Source organism: Corynebacterium sp. TAE3-ERU2, assembly GCF_019209955.1.
Lineage (GTDB): Bacteria > Actinomycetota > Actinomycetes > Mycobacteriales > Mycobacteriaceae > Corynebacterium > Corynebacterium megadyptis.
On record NZ_JAHUTL010000001.1, the window covers coordinates 257,178 to 281,628 of the forward strand.

At 64.3% G+C, this 24,451-nt stretch carries 23 protein-coding genes and 1 pseudogene; 7 read left to right on the plus strand and 17 right to left on the minus strand.

The features are described from left to right. Positions 1 to 17: 17 nt before the first annotated feature. Complete coding sequence (locus KRX12_RS01090) at positions 18 to 680, minus strand: isochorismatase family protein (protein WP_218365434.1); 663 nt, start codon at positions 678 to 680, stop codon at positions 18 to 20. 132 nt (positions 681 to 812) lie between these two features. On the opposite strand from KRX12_RS01090, the gene KRX12_RS01095 reads away from it, so the two are divergent. From KRX12_RS01095 to KRX12_RS01105, 3 genes are all read left to right on the plus strand, one after another. Continuing rightward, positions 813 to 1,157, plus strand: a complete 345-nt coding sequence (locus tag KRX12_RS01095; RefSeq protein WP_370625158.1) for an ArsR/SmtB family transcription factor — start codon at positions 813 to 815, stop codon at positions 1,155 to 1,157. Positions 1,158 to 1,167: 10 nt separating this feature from the next. Continuing rightward, the gene (locus tag KRX12_RS01100) at positions 1,168 to 2,379 is read left to right on the plus strand and encodes an MFS transporter (RefSeq protein ID WP_218365435.1); all 1,212 of its coding nucleotides are present in this window, start codon (positions 1,168 to 1,170) and stop codon (positions 2,377 to 2,379) included. A gap of 232 nt (positions 2,380 to 2,611) precedes the next feature. Further along, positions 2,612 to 4,057, plus strand: coding sequence for an amidohydrolase (locus KRX12_RS01105; protein WP_370625159.1), 1,446 nt, complete (start codon positions 2,612 to 2,614; stop codon positions 4,055 to 4,057). Positions 4,058 to 4,311: 254 nt separating this feature from the next. Here KRX12_RS01105 and pyk read toward each other — a convergent pair. The 16 genes and pseudogenes from pyk to KRX12_RS01185 form a co-directional block, all read right to left on the minus strand. Beyond that, a pseudogene (gene pyk, locus KRX12_RS01110) lies at positions 4,312 to 5,733 on the minus strand (pyruvate kinase); the annotation flags it as partial. A 408-nt stretch (positions 5,734 to 6,141) separates the two neighbouring features. Then, entirely contained in the window at positions 6,142 to 7,023 is an 882-nt protein-coding gene (gene lgt / locus KRX12_RS01115; protein ID WP_218364344.1) for a prolipoprotein diacylglyceryl transferase, read from the minus strand. A 101-nt stretch (positions 7,024 to 7,124) separates the two neighbouring features. Continuing rightward, entirely contained in the window at positions 7,125 to 7,934 is an 810-nt protein-coding gene (gene trpC, locus KRX12_RS01120; RefSeq protein WP_218365436.1) for an indole-3-glycerol phosphate synthase TrpC, read from the minus strand. 162 nt (positions 7,935 to 8,096) lie between these two features. Further along, the gene (locus tag KRX12_RS01125) at positions 8,097 to 8,816 is read right to left on the minus strand and encodes a TIGR02234 family membrane protein (RefSeq protein ID WP_370625509.1); all 720 of its coding nucleotides are present in this window, start codon (positions 8,814 to 8,816) and stop codon (positions 8,097 to 8,099) included. Next, a complete protein-coding gene (gene hisI, locus KRX12_RS01130) occupies positions 8,813 to 9,211 on the minus strand; it encodes a phosphoribosyl-AMP cyclohydrolase (RefSeq protein ID WP_218364348.1) in 399 nt (132 codons plus the stop codon). Before hisI ends, KRX12_RS01125 begins: the two co-directional genes overlap by 4 nt. Beyond that, the gene (hisF, locus tag KRX12_RS01135) at positions 9,201 to 10,043 is read right to left on the minus strand and encodes an imidazole glycerol phosphate synthase subunit HisF (protein ID WP_218365437.1); all 843 of its coding nucleotides are present in this window, start codon (positions 10,041 to 10,043) and stop codon (positions 9,201 to 9,203) included. Before hisF ends, hisI begins: the two co-directional genes overlap by 11 nt. Positions 10,044 to 10,229: 186 nt before the next feature. Beyond that, positions 10,230 to 11,066 (minus strand): inositol monophosphatase, encoded by an 837-nt coding sequence (locus KRX12_RS01140; protein ID WP_218365438.1) that lies wholly within the window; start codon positions 11,064 to 11,066, stop codon positions 10,230 to 10,232. Positions 11,067 to 11,110: 44 nt separating this feature from the next. Continuing rightward, on the minus strand, positions 11,111 to 11,851 hold the full coding sequence (gene priA, locus KRX12_RS01145; RefSeq protein ID WP_218365439.1) for a bifunctional 1-(5-phosphoribosyl)-5-((5-phosphoribosylamino)methylideneamino)imidazole-4-carboxamide isomerase/phosphoribosylanthranilate isomerase PriA: 741 nt from the start codon (positions 11,849 to 11,851) through the stop codon (positions 11,111 to 11,113). 66 nt (positions 11,852 to 11,917) lie between these two features. Further along, the gene (hisH, locus tag KRX12_RS01150) at positions 11,918 to 12,553 is read right to left on the minus strand and encodes an imidazole glycerol phosphate synthase subunit HisH (protein ID WP_151530320.1); all 636 of its coding nucleotides are present in this window, start codon (positions 12,551 to 12,553) and stop codon (positions 11,918 to 11,920) included. Positions 12,554 to 12,645: 92 nt separating this feature from the next. Next, positions 12,646 to 14,055, minus strand: a complete 1,410-nt coding sequence (locus KRX12_RS01155) for an MFS transporter (RefSeq protein WP_218365440.1) — start codon at positions 14,053 to 14,055, stop codon at positions 12,646 to 12,648. Continuing rightward, complete coding sequence (locus tag KRX12_RS01160) at positions 14,056 to 14,241, minus strand: hypothetical protein (protein WP_369408538.1); 186 nt, start codon at positions 14,239 to 14,241, stop codon at positions 14,056 to 14,058. Positions 14,242 to 14,271: 30 nt separating this feature from the next. Then, entirely contained in the window at positions 14,272 to 14,925 is a 654-nt protein-coding gene (gene hisB / locus KRX12_RS01165) for an imidazoleglycerol-phosphate dehydratase HisB (RefSeq protein WP_225976683.1), read from the minus strand. Between the two features lie 84 nt (positions 14,926 to 15,009). Beyond that, positions 15,010 to 16,113, minus strand: coding sequence for a histidinol-phosphate transaminase (locus KRX12_RS01170; RefSeq protein ID WP_218365441.1), 1,104 nt, complete (start codon positions 16,111 to 16,113; stop codon positions 15,010 to 15,012). Between the two features lie 22 nt (positions 16,114 to 16,135). Continuing rightward, positions 16,136 to 17,452, minus strand: coding sequence for a histidinol dehydrogenase (hisD, locus tag KRX12_RS01175; RefSeq protein WP_218365442.1), 1,317 nt, complete (start codon positions 17,450 to 17,452; stop codon positions 16,136 to 16,138). A gap of 142 nt (positions 17,453 to 17,594) precedes the next feature. Beyond that, positions 17,595 to 18,161: a hypothetical protein gene (locus tag KRX12_RS01180; protein WP_218363884.1), complete on the minus strand. Its 567-nt coding sequence runs from the start codon at positions 18,159 to 18,161 to the stop codon at positions 17,595 to 17,597. A 6-nt stretch (positions 18,162 to 18,167) separates the two neighbouring features. Further along, entirely contained in the window at positions 18,168 to 18,848 is a 681-nt protein-coding gene (locus tag KRX12_RS01185; protein ID WP_218365443.1) for a hypothetical protein, read from the minus strand. A gap of 101 nt (positions 18,849 to 18,949) precedes the next feature. Between KRX12_RS01185 and KRX12_RS01190 the strand changes: the two genes are divergently transcribed. The 4 genes from KRX12_RS01190 (at position 18,950) to KRX12_RS01205 (ending at position 24,447) form a co-directional block, all read left to right on the plus strand. Continuing rightward, entirely contained in the window at positions 18,950 to 19,630 is a 681-nt protein-coding gene (locus KRX12_RS01190; protein WP_218363888.1) for a TetR/AcrR family transcriptional regulator, read from the plus strand. Positions 19,631 to 19,639: 9 nt separating this feature from the next. Then, the gene (gene glgX, locus KRX12_RS01195) at positions 19,640 to 22,279 is read left to right on the plus strand and encodes a glycogen debranching protein GlgX (RefSeq protein WP_218363890.1); all 2,640 of its coding nucleotides are present in this window, start codon (positions 19,640 to 19,642) and stop codon (positions 22,277 to 22,279) included. Positions 22,280 to 22,515: 236 nt separating this feature from the next. Beyond that, on the plus strand, positions 22,516 to 23,718 hold the full coding sequence (locus tag KRX12_RS10980) for a BRCT domain-containing protein (protein WP_218365444.1): 1,203 nt from the start codon (positions 22,516 to 22,518) through the stop codon (positions 23,716 to 23,718). 66 nt (positions 23,719 to 23,784) lie between these two features. Continuing rightward, positions 23,785 to 24,447, plus strand: a complete 663-nt coding sequence (locus KRX12_RS01205; RefSeq protein WP_218365445.1) for a hypothetical protein — start codon at positions 23,785 to 23,787, stop codon at positions 24,445 to 24,447. Positions 24,448 to 24,451 lie beyond the last annotated feature (4 nt).

Sequence of the window (24,451 nt, forward strand, 5' to 3'; positions counted from 1 at the left end):
TGCTGCCTAGTTACGGGCTAGACCAGCAGCAGCTGGCCACCCTGGGCGCGGATCTCACGCAACGCCTCCAGCGAGCTCTGCTCTGCCACCCCTGCGGTTAAAGGCACGAGAAGCCGCACGGCGAAGCCCGCTGCAAGGCCATCGAGACAGGTGGCGCGCACGCAATAGTCCGTGGCGATGCCGGCAACATCGAGGGTTGTCACCCCGTGTTCCCGCAGTGCCTCGGCGAGGCTCGTGCCATGCGGGGTGGCTCCTTCGAATCCCGAATACGCCGCAGTGTATTCGCCTTTGCTGACGTCAATGCGTATCTGCTCGGGGGCGGCCGCTGCGGCATTATCGAGCGCCCGCAGCGCCTGGGGATGTAATTCCGCTCCTTTAGTGCCGGCCACGCAGTGCTGCGGCCAGCTCTCGGCAAAATCGGGATCCTCCGCAAAGTGGGCTCCGGGATCGATGTGCCAATCGCGCGTGACCGCGCACACCGCATAGTTGCGGGCATGGGCGGCGCAGAACTCCGCCGTCGCCGCCAGCGCGTGGGCACCGCCCTCCACCCCGAGAGCGCCCCCTTCGACAAAGTCATTTTGCCCATCCACGAGGACAAAAGCGGCACGATCCTGTGGGGCCGAATAACTCGTGGTGTCAATACCGGCAGCGCGTAGTGTCTGAAGTGTGAGTGTAGTCATATCTACTACTCTAGGCCTACCCGCCGTCCACCCTTGACCACGCGCAGCAGGCAACCCTATTATCTTCATATGCACGAAGATAAGAAGCTAAGGAATGGATCACCTAAACGCGTCCCGAGTGATCACGTGCACGTGCCTGCTATCACCGAGAGCGGCTCCTTGGAACTCGCCGCCGCCGAAGTGCTCAAACTGCTCGCTGACCCCACGCGCATTCGCATCATCCTCACCCTGGGGAAAGCCGAAGAGATGAGCGTGAACGAGATTTCGGCCACCGTCGCTAAGCGTCCCGCGACCGTCTCCCAGCATCTCGCCAAAATGCGCCTGGCGCGGATGGTCACCACCCGCCACCAGGGCACCAGCGTCTACTACTCGCTGACCGATGAGCACGCCATCCAGCTGATCAGCGAGGCCATGAACCAGGCTGAGCACGCCGTGAGCGCCGAGGCGCTCTCCCGCACCCACACCCACGACAACTAAAGGCACCGTCATGCTTTCTGTTCTTCGCAATCACCGCTACGCTCGGCTTTTCGGGGCCCAAGTTATTGCTCTCGTGGGCACGGGATTGCTCACCGTTGCCCTGGGCCTACTCGCCTTCGATATCGCCGGCAGCCAAGCCGGCAGCGTGCTGGGCACCGCGCTGAGCATCAAGATTATTGCCTATGTGCTGCTCTCCCCCGTAGCCACCACGCTGCTCGCGGGGTGGAATCCTAAGGTAGTGCTGGTTTCGGCGGATGTGGTGCGCGGCCTCATTGCCTGTGGCCTGCCTTTTGTCACCGAGACATGGCAAATCTATATCCTCATCTTTATCCTGCAGGCCGCCTCGGCCACCTTCACCCCGACCTTCCAGGCCCTCATCCCCGATGTGCTGCCCGATGAAGAGGACTACACGCAGGCACTGTCCCTGTCTCGCCTGGCCTACGATTTGGAGTCGGTGCTTTCGCCGCTTCTCGCCGCCGCGCTGCTGGCCGTGATGAGCTATCACTTGCTCTTCCTCGGCACGATCATCGGCTTTGCCTGCTCCGCCGCGCTCATTCTCAGCACTCACATCGAGGAGTATCGCCGCACCCTCGAGATCGACCGCACCGAATCCATCTTCCGCCGCCCCCTCGCCGGGGCCCGCATCTTCCGGCGCACCCCAGAACTGCGCGGCGTGGCCTGGTCGAATCTCACCGTGGCCGCAGTCGGGGCCATGGTCATCATCAACACCGTGGTGGTGGTGCGCGATCAACTGCAGCGGCCGGAGTCCGATCTCGGTATCTTGCTCGCCTTCTTCGGCGCCGGCTCGATGTTTATTGCTCTCGTGCTGCCGCGGCTGCTGCACTACGCAGTAGACACCACGGTCATAGTCCTCGGCGCCATCAGCGCGCCACTGCTCCTCGCGGCGGTTGCGCTCGCCCTCCACGGTTCGGCCGCGTGGTGGTTGATGTGTCTGCTCTGGGCCCTGCTCGGCGCAAGCGCCGCGCTCATTGCTACCCCGAGTTCGCGGCTGCTGCGCCGCCACAGCACCGTCGATAACCGCACCGCCGTGTTCGCCACCCAGTTCAGCGCGTCTCACGCCTGCTATCTGCTTACCTACCCGGCCGCAGGTTTCATCGGCAGCCTCGTCAGCCTCTCGGCTGCGGCCTGGACGCTGGGCGTGCTCGGCGCGATGGGAGCAGCGGGAACCGCCCTGTGGTTCGCCCGCGCCAAGCGTAGCTAGCTGGGGCATTCCCCACCCCCTATCGCTTGGCTAGGAGCCATAGGGGGTGCATAACCCCTTGTGCCGCGCTGCCTGCGCCTCTAGGGTTGATGGCACTATACCTTCTTTTCCCATAGTTGCCCCCTCGGGGCTTTTTGCTTGCCCCACCACCGTCCGCGGCGGACGGCGAGCGAGGGAAAAGGGGGCGAGAACACCCAGTGCACGCAACCTGCGAAAGGAACCTAGTACCCCCGTGAATGACACCACAGCCGCCTCGGCGCATGCGCGCGATAAGAGCCGGACTATCAAGAACATTATTGATAATCACGGGGTGAAACTCGACTGGCAGAAAGCCTTCTACCAGGACATGCACGCCAATCCGGAGCTCTCCGGATTTGAGGTGGAAACCGCCCGTAAGATCGCCGCGCACCTACGCAACTTCGACTGCGAGGTACACACCGGCATCGGTGGCCACGGCATCGTGGCTATTTTCCGCAATGGTGATGGCCCCACCGCGCTGTTCCGCGCCGACTTCGATGCGCTGCCGGTGAAGGAAACCTCCGGCGCCATTTACGCCTCCACCCGCACGCGGGTGCGTGAGTCTGGGGTGGAAACCCCGATCATGCACGCCTGCGGGCACGACATGCACACCACCGCCCTGCTCGGCGCCTGCGCCGTCATGGACTCCACCCGCGATAGCTGGTCCGGTACCTTCGTGGCGCTCTTCCAGCCGGCTGAAGAGATCTCGGTGGGCGCGGCGGCGATGGTCAATGATGGCCTCGCCGATATCATCCCGAAGCCCGATGTGTGCTTTGGCCAGCACGTGATCGCCGGTCCCGCTGGCCGCATCCTGTCCCGCCCCGGAGCGGCACTTGCTGCATGCGACACCATCACCATCAAGCTCTACGGCAAGTCCGCGCACGGTTCGATGCCGCACAACTCCATCGACCCCACCTACCTAGCGTCGATGATCGTGGTGCGACTCCAAGGAATCGTGGGACGCGAGATCAACCCCAATGACTTCGCTGTGATCACCGTCGGCTCCCTGATTTCCGGGCACACCAATAACACGGTGCCGGGCGAAGCCACCTTGGTGCTCAACTGCCGCTTCTACGACAACGAGGTCAAGCGCAAGACCTACCAAGCCATTAAGCGCGTGGTGCACGGCGAATGCCAGGCCTCCGGGTGCGAGCGCGCCCCCGAGTTCCGTTTCTCCAATCACGGCGAACTCACCGAGAATGATCCCGTGGTGTATTCGCATGTGCGCTATACCTTCGACGAGGTCTTCGGCGAGGAGAGCGTGGACGCAAAACGCTGGACTGCCTCGGAGGATTTCACCAATATCCCCCGCGCCTTCGGCGCCCCCTACTTCTTCTGGCTGGTGGGTATCACTCCCCGCGAGCAGTGGGAGAAGGCGCTCGCCGAGGACACTATCGAGGACATTCCCGTCAATCACGCCGGCGACTTCCTCCCGGATTATGAGCCTTCTGTGGAGGCCTCCACCAAGGCCGCGCTGTGTGCCGTGCTCACCTACTTGGTAGACGATAAATCCGAGGCCACCATTCAGCGCCCGGACGAGGCGAATCTGCCGAAGAATCTCCCCTCCGATCCCACCGAGGTGCGCTCAGAGGCCGTGGTGGAATCCGCGAACCTCCCCGACGCCGAGGCCGCACACCGCGCCCACGAGCTGCGGAAGTAACACCATCGGCCACCGCCCCTGTTGAGACGGGGGCCGCAGACGCCACAGACCACCGATCCCCACTCCTGTCATGGGAGAGGATCGGTGGTCTGTGTTATGTAGTGCGGTAGTAACCGCAGCCAGCCGCCCTAGTGCCAGCCGGGGCGGACACTTACGGCAGGCGCAGGCTACTTCGCGGTCGAGCTCGTCGTGCCGGTGCTGGTGGCGGTGGAGGGGGTCTCCGATACCAGGGTGGCGTCGCTCTCGCTCTCACGCTTGGTGGAGCGGGTGTTATCGCCGAGCAGGTGCACCTGGATCATGTTGGTGTTACCGGGGATTCCGGGAGGAGTACCGGCAACAACCACCATCACATCATCGCGGTCGTACTCGCTCATCGACAGCAGCGCCTCGTCGACGGCCACCATCATCTCATCGGTGTCGTGGACGGTTTCGGTCAGGAAGGTCTCCGCACCCCAGGACAATGCCAGCTGCGAACGCACGGCCGGGTCGGGGGTGAAGACCAACAGCGGCAGCGGGCAGCGCAGGCGAGCCAGGCGCTTCGCGGTATCGCCGGAGGTGGTGAAGGCCACCAGAGCCTTGGCGTTCAGACGCTGGGCGATATCGCGGGCCGAGTAGGTGATCACGCCACGCTTGGTGCGCGGAACGTGCGTCAGCTGCGGCACATCGCCGTCCTTTTCCGCGACCCGCACGATGCGGGACATGGTGCGCACCACGTTGTGCGGATCCACACCAACGGAGGTTTCACCGGAGAGCATGACGGCATCCGCACCATCCAGCACGGCGTTGGCCACGTCGGAGGCCTCGGCGCGGGTCGGGCGGGAGTTTTCGATCATGGAATCCAGCATCTGGGTAGCCACGATCACCGGCTTAGCGTTTTCGCGTGCGATCTGGATGGCGCGCTTCTGAACCAGCGGCACCTCCTCCAGCGGCACCTCCACGCCGAGGTCACCACGGGCAACCATGATGGCGTCGAAGGCCAGCACCACGGACTCGAGAGCCTCAACGGCCTCGGGCTTTTCCAGCTTGGCGATGACGGGGACGCGGCGGCCCTCCTCATCCATGACCTTGTGCACGAGCTCGACGTCGGCCGGGGAGCGCACGAAGGACAGGGCGATGAAGTCCACGCCCAGGTTCAGCGCGAAGCGCAGGTCCTTGATGTCTTTCTCGGACAGGGCCGGCACGGAGATATCCATACCGGGCAGGGAGACACCCTTGTTGTTGGACACTGGGCCACCTTCGGTGACCTCGCAGACGACGTCGTTGCCATCGACCTCGATGCAGACGAGGCCGACCTTGCCGTCATCGACCAGCAGGCGGTCACCCGGCTTGGCGTCATTGGCCAGGTTCTTGTAGGTGGTGGACACGCGGTCGTGGGTGCCCTGCACATCGTCCACAGTGATGCGGACGGTTTCGCCGGTCTCCCACATAGTGGAGCCGTCGATGAAACGGCCGAGGCGGATCTTGGGGCCCTGCAGGTCGGCGAGGATGCCGACAGCGTGACCAGTCTTATCGGTGGCCTCACGGACCCAGCGATAGTTCTGTTCATGGTCGGAGTGATCACCGTGCGAGAAATTCAGGCGAGCCACGTCCATGCCAGATTTGACGAGCTCAAGAATGCCCTCCTCACTAGCAACGGCGGGACCGAGGGTACATACGATTTTCGTTCTCCTATTCACGCTTCCCCACTGTAGTGCTCCTAGCGCAATCCGGCTACACACGCCGCTGTGGAGAAAGCGCTGGAAGACGCACTAACAGCCCCGCTGAAGCCCACACCGCCCTGTTGTTTTATCCACAGAAATGTCCACAAAACCACACAAATGCAGGTCAAACAGGCACAAAACCACATTGTGATCTGGGTCCATGCCGCCCCGTGATGTGCGAGATGTGGCCACAGCCACCCTCTCTGGCGAAGTTGATCACACTGGCACGCACCACCGCCTACACCGTCGCCGCACCGTCATCGCACTGCCGCCTACAGCACCACCGCACCACCGCCGCAGGCGAACACAGCCGAGACATAAAACGCACCCACCATGTGGTGAGTGCGGTCTCTGTGCTCTCGGCTAAGTGGCCCTGCTGGCGCCTCAGAGCGTGCTCTGTGGGGACTCCACCGCAGCGGTCTGGGTCTGCGCGGCGTCGCGGTGGCGTTGCCGCGCCCGCATCATGATGAAGACGAGCACTGCGGCGAGGAACACCACAGCGGAGACAACGGTATTGACCCGCAGGCCAAAGATATGGGTGGCCGCATCCGAGCGCATCAGCTCGATGACGAAGCGGCCTGCGGTATAGCCGGCCACATAGAGTGCGAATACCTGGCCGCCGCGCAGCGAGAAGCGCTTATCTGCCCACAGCAATAGGGCGAAGATGATGAGGTTCCACAGCAGCTCGTAGAGGAACGTCGGGTGCACGGTGGCCAGCACCTCGCCGGTGGAGCGGCCCGTGACCGGCGCGAGCATGCCAGTGGCGTCGACGCGCTCATAGATCTCCAGCGCCCAGGGCACATCGGTGGGATAGCCATAGAGCTCTTGGTTGAACCAATTGCCGAGGCGGCCGATGGCCTGGGCCAGGATGATGCCGGGGGCGACGGCATCGGCAAAGGGGGCGAGCGGGATCTTCTTCATGCGGAAATACACCGCCACGGCAATGGTGCCGAGGGCAATTGCGCCCCAAATGCCCAGTCCGCCATTGGTGATTTTCAGCGCGTCGATGGGAGAACAGCTCTCGCAGAAGTACTTATCGTGATCGGTGATCACGTGATAGACGCGGCCGCCGATGATGCCGCTGGGCACTGCCACGAGTGCCGCATCATAGACGACCTCCCCATCGCCGCCGCGATCCTGATAGCGCTTTTTGGTCAGCAGCAGCGCCGCCACGATGCCGGCAATAATGCAGAGCGCATAGGCGCGCACGGGAATGGGGCCGAGCTGCCATACGCCCTGCGGCGGGGAGGGAATGGCACGGGTCAGCCCCGCGCTTAGGCGGCCGAGGTCGCCCGCGAAAAGCGCAGACGGCAAGCCGGCGGAAATAAACTGGTCTAGCACCGTGTGGGATCTCGCTTCGTGAGTTGCTAGCGGGTGGAGGGACACGCCGGATGCTGTCCGGCTGCCACCAGTTTACGACACAGCCCCGCGGGGTCCTCATGGGTGACCAAGGAGGTGGAAATGATCACCGCATCCGCGCCCCAGCCGGCGTAGGTCATCAGCTGCTGCGGGGTATCGACGCCCGACATGGCGATGCGCACCACCCCGCTGGGCAGGCCGGGGGCGATCTCAGAAAAGGCCGTGGGGTTGAGCTCGAAAGTATCCATGGACCGGGCATTCACCCCGATGAGCGTGGCCCCGGCCTGCACCGCCCGGCTTGCTTCTTCGCGGGTGTTGACCTCGACCAACGCGGTCATGCCCAGGGATTCGATACGATCGAGCAGCGCCTCCAGCCGGTGCTGATCCAAGATGGCGGCAATCAACGGCACCACGTCGGCGCCGAAGTAGCGGGCCTCGTGGATCTGGTAGGGGTCAATGATGAAGTCCTTGGCCATCACCGGCACATCCACTGCTTGTTTCACCGCGCGCACATCACGCAGATCGCCGTTGAAGCGGCGGCGCTCGGTCTGGCAGGAAATGATACGCGCCCCCTCGCGCTCAAACTGCTGGGCCAAGAGCGCGGGGTGTTCGATGGCGGCGAGCTCGCCCTTATTGGGCACGGCACGCTTCAGCTCGGCAATAATGGAGCATCCCGGTTGGGAGAGGGCGACGCGGGCGTCTCGCGGCTTCGGCGCCGAGAAGGACAGCCTTTTGATCTCTTTAAAGGGCAGGTGGTGCTCGCGCGCCTTCACGTCCTCGCTGACGCCAGCGAGAATGCGCTCGATCTCCGAAACCATGCCGTGTCCTTCGAGTGTGTCCGGCGGCTGTGGTGGCCTGTATAAGAATCGCACCACCGCCCTGGAATTAACTCTTTTAGGCTATAGCCTGCCACGGGCTATCCCTAAATTACCCCTATTTTCCCAGTTCACGGCACCTCTATACGGAGTTATGCAGAGAACTTAAGAGGTGGATGTGGTGCCTGCGTCCTTGTCCTCGTCGGTGGTGTCCGGGGCCTCGGTGGGATCAATATCTTCATCGAGGGCATCCCACATCACGCGCCCGGAATCGGGGGATTCCCGCAGATCCTCGCCAAGTTTTTCGCGCCGCGCCGCCCGCTTCTCGTATTTATTCGACGCCGCGCGTGCCTGCCCTGGCTGCAGCAGCAACAACACGCCACCGAAGACCGCGCTGGCGCAGGCCACCAGCGCCAATGCGGGGCCGAGGGTGGAGCTATCAACGGCTTGGATGCTGGCCCACTCGGTGAGTGTCTGTACCTGCTGCGAGGTGCCGGCCGCGGAGGCGCCCGCATCGTGGGAGTCCGCGAGCAGCAGCGCCCGCGCCCGCGAGGGGTCCGGCTCGCCTCCCAGCACGCTGAGCGGGGCATAGCCGCCGACTACCCCAGCCACAGCCACCACGCCACCAATGACGCGGCGCACGAGGGGACGCAAGACCGCCGCCGCTACCACCGAGGCGAGAAAGAGCAGGGCGATGGCGGCCAGCTCTGTCGACCACGTGGCGCCGAGGATCTCGAAGGAGGCTGCTCCGGATTTATCGTCGAAGCTCTCGACGCTCACCCACACCATGCGGGTGGATACCCACGCCACCACGGCGCCCAGGGCAATCGCCCCCAAGGCCATCCAGTACTTGGCGGGGCGCTGGGCTGTGCTGCGCGAGCTCACTGCTGTTCTCCTTCTGCATCCTCGAGCGCGCAGCCGAAGCTGAGCTCACGGTCATCGAAGCAGGTACGGCTACCGGTGTGGCAGGCGGCGCCGGTCTGGTGCACGCGCATCAAGAGGGTATCGCCATCGCAATCCGCGGCCAGCGAGACCACTTTTTGCACATGCCCGCTGGTGAGCCCCTTGATCCAATACTCCTGACGGGAGCGGGAATAGTAGGTGCCGCGACGCGAGGCCAAGGTATAGGCCAGCGCGTGCGCGTCCATCCACGCCATCATCAATACTTCCTCGCCGCGTTCCTCCTGCACCACCACGGGAACGAGGCCATCGGCATTAAAGCGCACCTGGGCGGCGACGGCGGGGTCCAGCTCATAATCGGCGGGATTGCTACTTGGCATCATCGTCCTCCTCGGCTGCAGCGGGCTGCGCGGCCGGGGCGACGCCGCCGCCCCGGCTGGTGCGCACCTCCAGGTTGGCGTCGATAAGCGCCTGCTTGCAGGAGGCAATGCTGACTTCTTGGAAATGGAAAATGCTGGCCGCGAGCACCGCATCGGCGCCGGCCTCAATGGCGGGCGGGAAATGTTCGGCGCTTCCGGCACCACCGGAGGCAATCACGGGCACGGACACGGCATCGCGGACGAGGCGGATCAGCTCGGTATCGAAGCCGGCCTTGGTGCCATCGCCATCCATGGAATTCAGCAGGATCTCCCCTACCCCGCGGCGCTCGGCCTCGCGGGCCCACTCGATAGCGTCGATCTCGGCTGAGCGCGTGCCGCCATGCGTAGTCACCTCAAACCCGCTGGGCTGCGGGGTGCCACCGGCGGGCACGCGACGGGCATCGAGGCTGAGGACCACGCATTGGGAACCAAAGGTTTCCGCCAATTCGGTGAGCAGCTCGGGCCGGGCAATCGCGGCGGTATTCACGCTCACCTTGTCCGCCCCGGCGCGCAGCAGCTGGTCCACATCCTCCACGCTGCGCACCCCGCCACCAACGGTGAGGGGGATGAACACTTGATCGGCGGTGCGGCGCACCACGTCGAGCATGGTGCCGCGGCCGGCGGTCGAGGCGGACACGTCGAGGAAGGTGAGTTCGTCTGCTCCCTCGGCGTCATAGCGGGCCGCGAGTTCCACGGGGTCGCCGGCATCGCGCAGCCCCTGAAAGTTCACGCCTTTTACTACGCGCCCTTGATCCACATCCAGACACGGAATCACTCGCACTGCTACGCCCACGGTTGTTCGTCCTTACCCACGATTGTTGTTCACGATTACAGAGTTTTTGACTGTAGTTGAATTCTCGTTATCAGTCTCCCACGCACCGGCCGGTACACCGCGTACGGGGTGGGGGCTTATCGACGCCATCCTCCAGCCACCAGCAGCTGCGGCCCGCCGGCTGCACCCGGCTGCCTTGATGCGCCCCTAGCCGGCCTGCCGGATGACGTCCATGACCACCTCGTGGATTTCCGGGGTGGCGGCCACCATGCCGATGCCCCCGGGCCGCCACGGCGTGCCGCCAAGATCGGTGACCACATTGCCCGCCGCGGTGTTGAGCACATAGCCGGCGGCGTTATCCCACGGGTGGGGGCTAAAGCTCACGGCCCCGCCGAAGCGGCCAAGTGCGGTATAGGCGAGATCCACACCTACCGAGCCGCTGATGCGCAGCCGCGGGAAACGGGTGATGAGTTCCCCGAGCAGGGCGTGGCGCAGTGTCGTGGGGAAGCGGGAATCGCGGGGCGAGACAATGGAGCCGAACCCGAATTGGGTGATCGAGCGCACATGCTCTGCCGGCTGCGGCGCCGCCACCCCGTTGAGATACACCCCCGAGTGGGTCGTGGCGGAGAGCAGCTCCCCGGTGGCGGGCAGTGCGGTCAGGCCCACCACGGCCTGCCCGCCGACGATGAGGCTGACCAGAATCGCGCACTGCGGGTTGCCTGCGGAGTAGTTGGAGGTGCCGTCGATGGGGTCGATCACCCATTGCGGGCCGGGGGTCGTGGCGGCTGCTGCGTAGTCGCGCACCGCGCCAAATTCTTCGCCGGCACAGGCGATACCAGTGTGGGCGAGAAGTTCCTCGCTGAGCGTGCGCTCGAGCTGCAAGTCCACGGCGGTGGCGAAGTCCCCCGGCGCCTTTGTGACGGCAGGCGGGGAGCCGAGCCCGCCGCGAAAGACCGGCAGCAGCGGCTGCAGAATGCGTTCCGCGGTGCAGCGCAGCTGCTCGAGCTGCTGGGCGTCATAGTCCGTCTGGGGTGTCTGCGCCATGGTGGTCTCCGCCCAATCCTGATGTGTCGGTGCCGTACTCGTCGCTAGTCCAGCGCGTCCACGGCGGCCTGCACCTCGGCGAGGCTAAAACGGTGTTCGTAGAGGGCCTTGCCGATGATCACCGAGTCGATGCCCTCGGCACGGTGCTGGGCCACGGCCAGCACATCCTCGATGCTGGAGATGCCGCCGGAAGCGACGATGCAGGCATCGGTAGCGGCGGCCACATCGCGCAGCAGGTCAATATTCGGCCCAGTCAAGGTGCCGTCCTTGGATACATCGGTGACGACGAAGCGGCTACAGCCGGCGGCGTCGAAACGCTCGAGAACCTCCCACAGATCGCCGCCATCGGAGACCCAGCCATTGCCGCGGGTGCGCCACTCGCCATCGATGTGCTTGACATCCAGCCCGATCGCTACCGCCTCGCCATAGCGCTCGAGCACCGCCTCGGCCCAGTCCGGGTTTTCCAGCGCCGCGGTACCGATATTCACGCGGGCGGCACCGGTGCCGAGGGCGCGCTCGAGCGAGGCATCGTCGCGGATACCGCCGGTGAGCTCCACCTTGATGTCGAGCTCCCGAATCACCTCTGCCATGAGCTCGTGATTGGAGCCGCGCTTGAAGGCGGCGTCGAGGTCCACAAAGTGCAGCCACTCGGCGCCCTGCTCCTGCCAGGTGCGGGCCGCCTCGAGCGGGCTGCCATAGCTTTTCTCTGTCCCAGCCTCGCCCTGGTGCAGGCGCACGGCCTGGGAATCTACAACGTCGACGGCGGGAATGAGAGTAAAACTCATGACGATCAATGATCCTTCACGTGAGAAGAGTCGGTGGCCGCTACTCGGGCCCGGGCGGGGATTAGCTTAGAGCGTAGCAATCCAATTGCGCAGCAGCTCGGCGCCGCTGTCGCCGGATTTCTCGGGGTGGAACTGGGTGGCCCATAGCGGGCCGTTTTCGACGGCGGCAAGAATGCGATCGCCACCGTGCTCGCTCCAGGCGAGCTTCGGGGGCAGGAAGGGCTCTTCTACCTGCATCTCCCAGGAGCGCACGCCATAGGAGTGCACAAAGTAGAAACGCTCCGCTGGGTCAATGCCGTCAAACATGCGCATGCCGGCATCGGCCTCGACGGTATTCCAGCCCATATGCGGCAATACATCCGCCTCGAGCCTTTCCACCGTGCCCGGCCACTCCCCCAGCCCCGCGGCATCCACGCCATGTTCGACGCCGCGAGCAAACATCACCTGCATGCCGACGCAAATACCCAGCACGGGCCGGCTCCCGGCGAGACGCTCCCCGATCAAACGCGGCCCCTGCACCTTTTTCAGCCCCTCCATGCAGGCGGCATAGGCGCCGACCCCGGGAACGAGCAGGCCGTCGGCGGCGAGCACCTCGCGCGGATCATGGGTGACCAGCGTGGTCACGCCGTGGCGTTCAATTGCTCGGTGCGCCGAGCGCAGGTTTCCGGCGCCATAGTCCAGAATGGCCACTGTTGTTGTCATGAGGTTGTCTCCACCTTGTTTTGTGCTTATCGACGCCACCCTGCAGCGGCGGGGCGGGCGCATCCACGAATTCTAGCCTGCGGTGGCCGAACCTAGCCGCGCTTCTTGTTTTTCTTTCCCCGCTTCCAGCCGCCGGGGCGCGGGGCGCGGCGCAGCAGCGCCTCCACCGGCACGGCACTGGCGCCGACGCGACGGATCTTGCGCATGCCATAGACGGCTTTGCGGGCCACCGGCACCTGGCGCAGCTGGGCGCGGGTATTGCCATATTCGGCGATACGATGCCGGCCCATCACCGCATCGGCGTAGCTGATCATCAGCCCCACCACGACCAGGCCGGCGCCGACGATAAAGGCGTCCTGGTAGGCGGCGCGGGCGGCCACGATACCGAGTACGAAGGAGCCCATGCCGGTGCCGGTGTCATAGGACATATTCCACAGCGCGGAGGCTTCGGAGACCTTCGAGCGCGGCAGTCGGTTGAACATGGCCAGCAGGGCCTCGTTTTGGATGGCGCCGAAGCCACCACCGAAGGCTAGTGCCGCAAAGAGCAGCAGCCAGCTGGGCCACTCGAAAATAATGATCACGGCGATAGCAACCAGGCCCAGTGCAGAGAGAATCTGGGCGGGGCGCATGGTGGCCCCGGCCTCGCCGCGGCGATCGGCCACCACGCCCGAGAGGAAGCGGAAGATCATCTGCGCGCCACCGACGACCGAGAGCACGATACCGGCGATAAACGCACCCGTGTTGGGGTCCATATCGCGGATCGCGGCCGGCAGGAAGGAGGACACCGCACCGAAGCCCATGGCCACCGTGGAGATGGCGATGGCGGGCACGGTGATGAGTTTCCACGTGGCGACGCGCTGGTTGAAGCCCTCGGACTCCTCTTGGTTATCCGTGGTGGGATTGGGCCGCACCGGCGGAATGAGCACGCACAGCGCCGCGCCGGAAACACCGATCACTGCGGCGATGATATAGACCACCGTGAAGCTGACATTATCGGCCACCGCGAGGCCAATCGGCAAAAAGACCATCTGCGATAAGCCGACGCACACGCCCAGCATGCCGGAGGCCTTACCCAGGAAACGCAGCGGCACGATCTCCGCGATGAGGGCTGCCTGGGCCACCGTGATAGCGCCGAAGCCCACGCCGCGGAGGGCGGAAAAGAGCAGCGCCGGCACCACTGTCATACCCAGCAGGTGGCCGAGAGCGGGCACGCCGAGCATGAATGCCGAGGCCACCATCACCGGCCGGTATCCGAGGGCGCGGATGGCCTGCGGAGTGAAATATTGGGTGAGCACGGTGGCGGCCATGAAGATGGCCGTGGTCGCACCAGCAAGCGCGTCGGAACCACCGGCATCAATAACGGCCAGCGGCACCACCGGCAGCAGAATGGAGAAAGCGCCGAAGGCCGAGCCCACTGCGATGAGCGTGGCAATAAACCCGGGCGACTTCCACATGCTGGGCAGTTCTTCGAGTTCTGCTCGTGAAAGTACCCGAGTGCTCATCTAGGCTCCTAACTCTCCAATCATCCACAACACCCCGCCAGCGAAGCCGATCAGGGCTAATACACCTAAGACTATCGTGAGTACTTTTTGCTCTGCCCTATAGGCCGAGATAGCGCCGCCGACCAGCAAACCAGCCACCATGAACAGCAGATATATCAACCACGAGGTGCCCGTGTCTCGCTGCATATCGGCGGCGGCGAGAACATAAAACTGCATCTACAGGCTTCCCTTGGTCGAGGGCACACCGCTGACGCGCGGATCCTTTTCCACCGCCTGGCGCAGGGCGCGGGCCACCGCCTTGTATTCGGCCTCGGTGATGTGGTGGGGGTCGCGGCCATAGTGGCAGCGCACGTGCAGCGCGATCCGCGCATTCAGGGCCAGGGTTTCAAAGAAGTGATGGTTGATCACGGTGGGATAGTGCCCGCCGATCACCGCCGTGAGCATCTGGTCCGGCTCCCCCTTCATCACGCAATAGGGGCGGCCGGAGACATCCACGATGCCCTCCACCAGGGACTCGTCCATGGGCAGCTGGCAGGAGCCGAAGCGGCGAATACCGGATTTATCTCCCAGCGCCTCCGCGAAGGCCGTGCCGAGCACGATGCCGGTGTCCTCCACGGTGTGGTGAGCATCGACCTCAATATCGCCCTTGGCGCGCACCTCAAGATCGAAGCTGCCGTGGCTGGCAAAGGCGTGCAGCATGTGGTCGAAGAAAGGCAGCTCGGTGGAAATATCGGCCTTACCGGTGCCATCGAGGTTCAACTCCACCGAGATGGTGGATTCCTGGGTGGCCCGCTCGATGCGAGCGCGGCGCTCCTTATCGGCGGTTTCTGCGCTGATGCGCTGATCCCTGCTGTGGCTGAGATCGGGCATGATGTGCTCCTTGGTCTTTACGCCGGCCCCGAGCACTGTGGCTGGGACCGGCATGGTGTGCGTGTCGTGTTCTGAGAACTCTGCTTATATATTCTGCTGAATCTCGCGTGCGGCGGCGAGGAAGGCATCATTTTCCTCCGGCAGGCCCACGGTCACGCGCAAGAAACCGTCCACGCCCACGTCCCGGATCAGCACTCCCCGATCCAAGAACTGCTGCCACACCTGGTGGGCATCGGCGAAGCGTCCGAAGAAAATGAAGTTCGAGGAGCTATCAACCACCTCGTAGCCGATCTCCTTCAGCTCTGCGGCCACCCGATCGCGCTCCGCAGCAAGGGTGGCGACCGTGGCCAAAGTGTCCTCGGAGTGCTTCAGCGCCACCACCGCGGCGGACTGGGTGAGCACGGAGAGGTGATAGGGCAAACGAGTAAGCATCACGGCCTCAACAAAGGCGGGCGCGGCTACAAAATAGCCCACGCGGGCGCCAGCGAAGTCGAACGCCTTCGACATCGTCCGCGAGATCACGAGCTTGTCCGGATAGGTATCAAGCAGCGTGGCAGCCGAGGGTTGATCGGAGAACTCCGCATAGGCCTCGTCCACGATCACCACGCCCTCGGTGGCCTCGATGATGGTGGCAATATCCTCCAGCGAGGTCAGCCCACCCGTGGGGTTATTAGGGGTGGTCACAAACACCACGCTGGGTGCGTGCTCGGCGATCGCGGCGAGCGCCCGATCGATATCGATATCGAAATTCTCATCGCGGGGACAGTTGAGAAACTCCGTCATGGTCGATTCGGAAAGAATCGGATGCATGGAGTAGCTCGGCTGGAAGCCCAGGGCGGACCGGCCGGGGCCACCGAAGGCCAGCAGCAATTGCTGCAGCACCTCATTAGAGCCATTGGCCGCCCAGACATTGTCTACGGTGACCTCGACCCCCGTCTGGCGGGAGAAATACTCGGCCAACGCGGTGCGCAGCTCCACGCTGTCTCGCTCCGGGTAGCGGTTGAGTCGCGCAGTATCGGCGGCGAGGCGTTCCTGCAACTCGGCGACGATCGCCTCGGAGGGCGGATAGGGGTTCTCATTGGTGTTGAGTGCGACCGGCACCTCGAGCTGCGGCGCACCATACGGCGATTGCCCGCGCAGGCTATCGCGTAAGGGCAAGTCATTCAGCGAAGGGTGGGAAGCTGCCATGAAGTCTCACGCCTCTTTCTTCTTAGTCGGTGGCTGCGTCGGTGCGGGCCTTGATGGCCTCACCGTGGGCGGGCAGGGCCTCGGCATCGGCGAGGGCGATCACGGCGGGGCCGATCTCGCGCAAGGCCGCGTCGTTGTACTCGATGAGGTTCACGGCCTTCAGGAAGGTGTGGGTAGACAGCCCCGAGCTGTGTCGCGCCGTCCCCGAGGTGGGCAGCACGTGATTGGACCCGGCCGCATAGTCACCCAAGGGTACCGGCGAATAGGTGCCCACAAAGATCGCCCCCGCGTTGCGGATCTTCTCCGCATCCGCCCGGGACTGGCGGGTGTGCACCTCGAGGTGCTCGGCCGCATAGGCGTCGGCGGCGCGCAGCGCCTCCTCCATGGAATCGACCAGCACAATACCGGACTGGGCGCCACGCAGGGCCTGGGCCACGCGCTCGGAGTTCAGCGTCACGGAATAACGCTGCTCCACCTCGCGGTCGACGGCGGCGGCGAACTCTGCGGAATCAGTAATTAATACAGACGCCGCCATCACGTCGTGTTCGGCCTGGCTGATCAAGTCATAGGCCACTTCCACGGCATCGGCGCTGTCATCGGCGACGATGGCGATCTCGGTGGGGCCGGCCTCGGAGTCGATGCCCACCACGCCGCGCACCAAGCGCTTAGCGGCGGTGACAAAGATATTGCCCGGGCCGGTGATCATATCGACCGGCTCCAGATCGGCGCTGTCATCGCCATAGGCCAGCAGGGCCACCGCTTGGCCACCGCCAACGGCCCAGACCTCGTCTACCCCGAGCAGCTCACAGGCAGCCAAGATGGTGGGGTGTGGCCAGCCGCCGAACTGCTGTTGCGGCGGAGAGGTCACTACCAGGCTGCTCACCCCGGCCTCTTGGGCGGGGATGACGTTCATCAATACCGAGGAGGGGTAGACGGCATTGCCGCCGGGCACATAGAGCCCGACCCGCTCGACGGGAATGAACTTCTCGGTCACCGTGGCCCCATCAGCCAAGGTCGTGGTGCTGCTCTGTGGAACCTGAGCGGCGTGCACCTGACGAATACGGGAAATGGCCTCGTCGAGGGCAGAACGCACCTGCGGCTCCAGCGAGGCAGCGGCCTCGCGCATCACCGCCTGTGGCACCCGCACCGACTCAGGGCGGATGCCATCGAACTTCTCGCCATAATCTAAGGCCGCGGCGGCGCCGCGCTTCTGGACGTCGGCCACCATGGGAGCGACGGTCTCGATAACAGCGCCCACATCAGTGGCACCGCGCGGCAGCGCCTCCCGCAGCTCGCGGGTCGAGGGGGTTGTTCCACGAAGGTCAGTAATCTGCAGCATCGCTCACACACATCTTTCGTTAAATTCATCGGCTGCTCGGCGGGCGTGTGGGGCTATTGTAAGAGCCCACCCTTAACTATCGGCATTCTACGCCCCGTACAGGTGTAGCCCCCCGATACCTCTACCGCAGGAAACACCGCGCTCAGTGCCGGGCCGGTGCGGACTGCTCCGCTGCGGGCTGCTGCTCGCCGACGCCGACGCTCACCCAATAGGACAGCGCCGCCACCCCGGCCGCGGCCACCACGCCCACCCGTCCGGTGAGAGTCACAGCGATCATGGCACTATCCCCCACCTCAACATCGTGCAGGTCGGGCAGCGGATGGGCGATCATGGCCAGCCAATTGCCGAGATCAAAAGCCATCAGGGCGCCGATGGCGGCGCTGCCCACCACGGCTGCCATGGTCCAGAGGCTTGGGGCGGCTGGGCAGCGTCGATAAGCGCCCATGCCCAGCACCATCGCTACCGCGGAACTCGCGATAACCCACAGCGCATACTGCGGAAACTGCTGCGCAATGGCCGCGGCATCGCTGTATACCCGCCCATCAGCGGCCACGGTGACCCGCTGGCCGGGGCGCAGCAGACCCCACGGAAGAGCCCACGCGGCATTGACCCCCACCGCGAAGGCAAAGCTGCCGAGCGCCGTGCGCACAGCGGGGCGCTCGCTCACATAGCGCCGCAGAGAAGACGCGGCGCCAGTCGATCCTGCCATGCCCACCTAGTTACACATGGTCCAGCGGCCATCTTCGCGTTCAAAGCGCATGGTGCTGGTTTCGGCATTCGGGCCGGTCGGAGTGACCTGTGCGCTCGCGGAATCGCCATTGACCTGAATATCGCTGACGTCCTGCACACCAAGGTTGAGATTGGGCTGATCCTGCAGCGACACATCCGGCACCTTCGAAGGATCGCCCGCGGCATAGCCGCCATTGCTTTCAATCACGCGCCGGCAGGTGTTGTTATTGGCATATTCCATAAAGGAGCGCAGGGTGGTCTGCTCGCCCCAGCCGCGCACGAGCTGCTCAATTTCCTGCTTGTCTTTCTCATTGGCCGGCTGTCCACCCTCGATCGGCTGCTGGTCAGGGGCCGCCGCGGCCGCCTGCTGGGCTGCCTGCCGGGCCGCCTCCAGCTGCTCCTGCTGGGCCTGCTGCACCCGCTCGCGCTCATTCTCCGCGGGGGCGTCCTCTGCCTGGTTATCCTTGTTCTCTTCGGCCTTCTCCTCCTCGGAGCGCTCCGGCGTGGCCGTGGAGGTAGAGGTTGTTGTGGTGGTGGATTGGCTACTGCTGCTCGAGGACGAGCTCGGTGCCGAGTCCTCCTCGTCGCGGCTGCAGGCGCTCAAGGTCAAAGGCAGCACCAGCAGCGCTGCGACGACGCTCTTCTTGGACAGAGACGCGATGGACACGATAGACAACTTCTCCTCAGTTAAAGGTCTACTACCCGCATAGGCATCTCATCCCGCGGGTCAGTGCTGGATCAACCGTAGCAAACACACCTGACAACCATATGAGAATCCGCGCAGACCAGTCCCAGACTCCGCTGAAAACCATCTCGATGCTTGTCGACGCCACCCGCTCGGCGGAGTTCACTACAGTAATCACTGTGCAACTATCGAAACAGGCGATTATTGACTCCGCCATGACCATCCTGGACACCTTTGGATTGGCCGATATGACCATGCGGCGCGTGGCCACCCACCTCGGGGTAGCCCCTGGGGCTCTGTACTGGCATATCCCCTCCAAGCAGGCGCTGATCGCGGAGATCGCCCAGGAGATCCTCGCCCCGGCGTGGGCGGAGATGCCCGCAGAGGGCGTCGATACGCACTGGAGCGAACGCCTCGAGCAGGCGGCCGAGCGGCTGCGGGAATGCCTGAACGCCCACCGCGATGGCGCCGAGATCGTCAGCGCCGCACTTCCCCAACCCGAGCTGGCGGCCCGCGCCGGCGAGATTTTCCGCGCGCATCTGCCGCCGGAGATCCCCGCCGCCCAGCGCGAGGACATGGCAGCAGTATTTCTGCACTACGTGATTGGCGCCGTCTTGGCCGAGCAGTCCACACGCCAACTCACTGAGCTTGCTCACCCGCGCGAAGAATCCCCTTCTCACCTGCACGAGGTGGACTATCGCGGCCGCTTCGATATGGGCGCCCAGCTGCTGGTTAAGGGTATTATCTCGCAATACCGTCTATGATCGTTCCCTATGAGCACTTCTGATCTACCCTTCGAAGTTTGGCCCGGCGATGCCTACCCTCTGGGTTCCACCTACGACGGCGCCGGAACCAACTTCGCCCTCTTTTCCGACATTGCGGAGAAAGTGGAACTCTGCCTCATTGATGCGGATATGAACGAAACCCGCGTCAATATGGAGGAAGTGGATGCCCACATCTGGCACTGCTACCTCCCTGGCGTTCAGCCCGGGCAGCGCTACGGGTATCGCGTGCACGGCCCCTATGACCCCGACAACGGACACCGTTGCGACCCGAACAAACTGCTGGTTGATCCCTACTCCAAGGCTTTCGCTGGGGAATACGATGGCGATCCCTCGCTGTTCTCCTACGACATCTTCAAGCCCGAGGATCCGAACGCCCGCAACACCGAGGACAGCCTGGGCCACACCATGCTGTCGGTCGTGATTAACCCCTTCTTCGACTGGGGCGCAGATCGCGCCCCAGAGGTTCCCTATCACGAGACCGTCATCTACGAAGCCCACGTCAAGGGCATGACGATGACGCACCCCGATGTGCCGGAAAACCTGCGCGGCACCTATGCCGGCCTGGCCCATCCGGCCATCATTGACTACCTCAAGCACCTCGGCGTCACCGCCATCGAGCTGCTGCCGGTCCACCAGTTCTTCCAGGACGATCGCCTGCGCGAGCTGGGCCTACGCAATTATTGGGGCTATAACACCTTCGGCTTCCTCGCCCCGCACGAAGACTATGCCGCCGCCTCTGAGCCGGGCGGAGCCGTGGCCGAGTTCAAGGGAATGGTGCGCAGCTTCCATGAAGCTGGCCTCGAGGTGATCCTCGACGTGGTGTACAACCACACCGCCGAGGGCAACCACATGGGCCCGACCATCTCCTTCCGCGGTATCGACAACGCCGCCTACTACCGGCTGGTGGATGGCGATCGCCGCCACTACATGGACTACACCGGCACCGGTAACTCCCTGAACGTGCGCCACCCGCACTCGCTGCAGCTGATCATGGATTCGCTGCGCTACTGGGTCACCGAGATGCACGTCGATGGCTTCCGCTTCGACCTGGCCTCCACCTTGGCCCGCGAGCTGCACGACGTGGACCGCCTCTCCTCCTTCTTCGATCTGGTTCAGCAGGACCCGATCGTCTCCCAGGTGAAGCTCATCGCCGAGCCGTGGGATGTGGGCGAGGGCGGCTACCAGGTGGGTAACTTCCCGCCGCTGTGGACCGAGTGGAACGGAAAATACCGCGATACCGTCCGCGATTTCTGGCGTGGCGAGCCCGCCACCCTCGGCGAGTTTGCCTCCCGTTTGACCGGATCCTCCGATCTTTATGCCAATAATGGTCGCCGCCCCACGGCCTCCATTAACTTTGTCACCGCCCACGATGGCTTCACCCTCAATGACTTGGTGAGCTACAACAACAAGCACAACGACGCCAATGGCGAGGGCAATAACGACGGCGAATCCCATAACCGCTCGTGGAACTGTGGCGAAGAGGGCCCCTCCGAGGACCCGCAGGTGCTGCAGCTGCGTGCGCAACAGCGCCGCAACTTCCTCACCACCCTGCTGCTCTCCCAGGGCACGCCGATGCTGGCGCACGGCGATGAAATGGGCCGCACCCAGGGCGGTAACAACAATGTGTACTGCCAGGACAACGAGATCGCGTGGATGGACTGGGAGCAGGCCGAGACCAATGCCGATCTGGTGGCCTTTACCAAGCGCCTGCTGAACATTCGCGCCATCCACCCGGTGTTCCGTCGCCGTCGCTTCCTCGCCGGCGGCCCGCTCGGTGATGCGCAGCTGGCCAAGCGCGATATCGCCTGGCTGGTGCCGGATGGCAAGGTGATGAGCCAAGAGGACTGGAACTTCGCCTTCGGCAAGTCGCTCATGGTGTATCTCAATGGCGATGCCATTGCCGAGCCCGACGAGCGCGGCGAGAAGGTCCATGATGATTCCTTCATTTTGTGCTTCAACGCCTATCACGAGGACATTCAGTTCACCGTTCCCGATGAGCAGTTCGGTAAGAGCTGGCGTTTGATCGTGGACACCACCGAGGCCACCGGCTACCCGCTGGAAGAAGAAGTGGTCGAGGCTGGGCAGACCTTCGTGGTTCCCGCCCGCTCCACCTCCATCCTCAAGCAGATCGAGCCGCCAGAGGCCGAGGAGAACCAGGCCAGCGATGACGAGTACGCTCGCCGTCTGCACGCCGTGAACGTGGGCTCCGAGCGCACCAACTACTCCGGTGAGCGCCTCGAGCGCGCCCTGCGCGACCGCGATCACCGCATCAAGCAGTCCCAGGCGCGGCTGGCCAAGCTCGCCGAGACCGATCCCGAGAAGGCCAAGGCCAAGCTCGAGCGCGCCAAGGCGAAACTCGAGGAGGCACAGGGCATGGAGGATGCCGAAATCGACGCCCTGAAGGCCGAGGTGGAGGTCCTTATGGCCCAAGCCGAGCAGCACGCCCGTGAGGATTCCGAGAGCGCCGGTGAGCAGCAGGCACAGTCCTACTCCTCCAACGACACCGAGGCCCGTTCGCACACCGATTGGACCGAAGAGCTGGCGGATGCCGAAAAGCGCGCCCACGAGAAGGTCGAGCAGGTAACCCGCGAGACCGCCGAGCGCGTCCAAGAGAACAAGGCCGACTAGCTCAGCACGAGGCCGCCTCCAGGCTTCACCCACGCCCGCGTATGATCGTGACAGACATGTACACGCTCCTCTGCGCGGGCGTCGGCTATGTGCGCGGGGGTGCGGCCAGCCGCCGAGTGCGCGGCCAGCCGCCGAGTGCGCGGCCAGGCGCCGAGTGCGCGGCCAGGCGCCGAGTGCGCGGCCGCACAGGGCGTGTACGGCCTTGTTAGCGCGAATGAATATAAGGAGCGGGACACGTGGTTGCGGTTCATGGCGGAAATGTGGAATTTGTGGGCACCACGCTCACCTTTCAGCCCAGCGAGCTTGCCCGCGCCCTTCGGGTGCCGGCGCAGTCCATGCGCCTAGATTCCTCCTGCACGTGGCAGCTAGAGGAGCCGACCGCACTCAGCTGCGGCACGCTCACCGTGCGCTCCGATCACGACTGCCTGACGATTACTATCGCACCCAACCACGCCGAGACCGCCCGAGATCTCGTGCGGGTACTCACCGGCATCGCCACGGGAGAGGGCATGTCCATTCCCGGCCTGGACTGTGTGCTCGCCAGCGGCGAATTCACCCATGGTGATCCCGGCCAGCTCGAGACGCTGAGCCTCGCACGGGTTCGCGATGGCCGGATAGAAGAAGAGTGCACCCTCGAAGGCGCAGACATTGCCACTCGCTGCAGCGAGTTCTTGGGCCACGACATCCTGGTGGCCTATAACGCGCAGCCACTCCTGCTGGGTATTGCCCAGGCGGCCCGCCGGGAAGGCGTGGATGCACCGGAGTGCGAGTTCGGCTGCCTGCTTGCTCTCACCCGCGCCCAGGCCGCCACGGCGGATGCCCCCGCCCAGCAGGTCCGCTTGGGCATGCCCATTGCGGAGACACTCACCCTGCTTGGCGCTGCCACCGCAGACGCCACCGAGCCCGGAGATCTCCGCGCGGTATGGGCGGGATCCTCGCTGCGGCTGGGACGCTGCAGCTCCTCCGGAACAGTGCAGCCCGTACTGCACGATCGTCTAGCCGGTGTCTCCGGCACGAGCGCGCGTGCCGCCGCGAGCACTACCGCTGGGCAGGAGACATCCGATACGACTGGGGGCGCGAAAGCCAAGGGCTCTGCCAACGCCCCGGCATGGGCCAAGGTGCAAGCCCCCGACTCGGTGCCGGAGGCCAACCCCAATGCCACCAAGGACAACCCGCTGTTTGGCCAGAATGTCACCCTCACTGGCGAGTTCTCCCCCTTTGACAAGGGACAGCTCTGGGAGCGCATCGCCGACTGCGGCGGCACTGTGGGCAAGAACGTGACCAAAAAGACCACCATTCTGGTGTGCGGGCCGTGGAATGGGATCACCTCCAAGCAGAAGAAGGCGGAGAAATACCGCGAGCAAGGACAGAGCATCGAATTCTGGGATCAGCCACGGCTGCTGCAGGTGCTCGGCTTAGACGAAGAACCTCCCTTCTAGCCCCCGATAAGGGGTGTGTGCGGGGCCAGCGGAACCTCAGCGGCCCTCGGGAGAGTCCACATCACTATGACTCTTCATACGCATCTGATCACGCCCCTTCTCCGGCCGACGGCATTAGTGCGCCGGGACCGTCTCGACAGCGCCCACTTCGCGACATCAGCACCGCTGGTGAATCTGTGCACCACTTTGGCCGCAACCCTCTGCCATGACGGCACCCCGCTCACCCAGCGCGATATCGACTCCCTGCAGATCAGCGTCTCTCGCGCGTGGGGCATGGCGGCCACGAATCTCGTCGATGCCGCCCGCACCCCGCGGGGCCTGCGTTTCCTTACGCGCCGGTGCGGGGAGATGACCCAAATCCGCACTCCTCGCTACTCGCCCACTGCGTGGCTGGCCCACCCCACTACCTTCACCATTCTCAATAATCACCTCACCAACCTGCTCGGCAGTGATGTGGTGTTCGTAGCGCTCTCCGATGATCATCTCTTCGCCGTTCCGGTGCGCGCGGCCGCAGGCTTCAGCGATGATTGGATCACTGAGCTTGCACGCATCCACCTGCCGCAGCGCCCCGGAGAGCCCCCGCAGCCGCTCAGCCCGCACGCCCTGCTCTACCAAGACGGCTTTCCACATGAGCTCAACCCGCAGAATATGCCCAGCACGCTCGCGTCCTCCCCGGCCGCGGCGCGACGGCGGCGCACTATTCCGCTCATGGGAAGCGAAGCAAGCTAGCCCG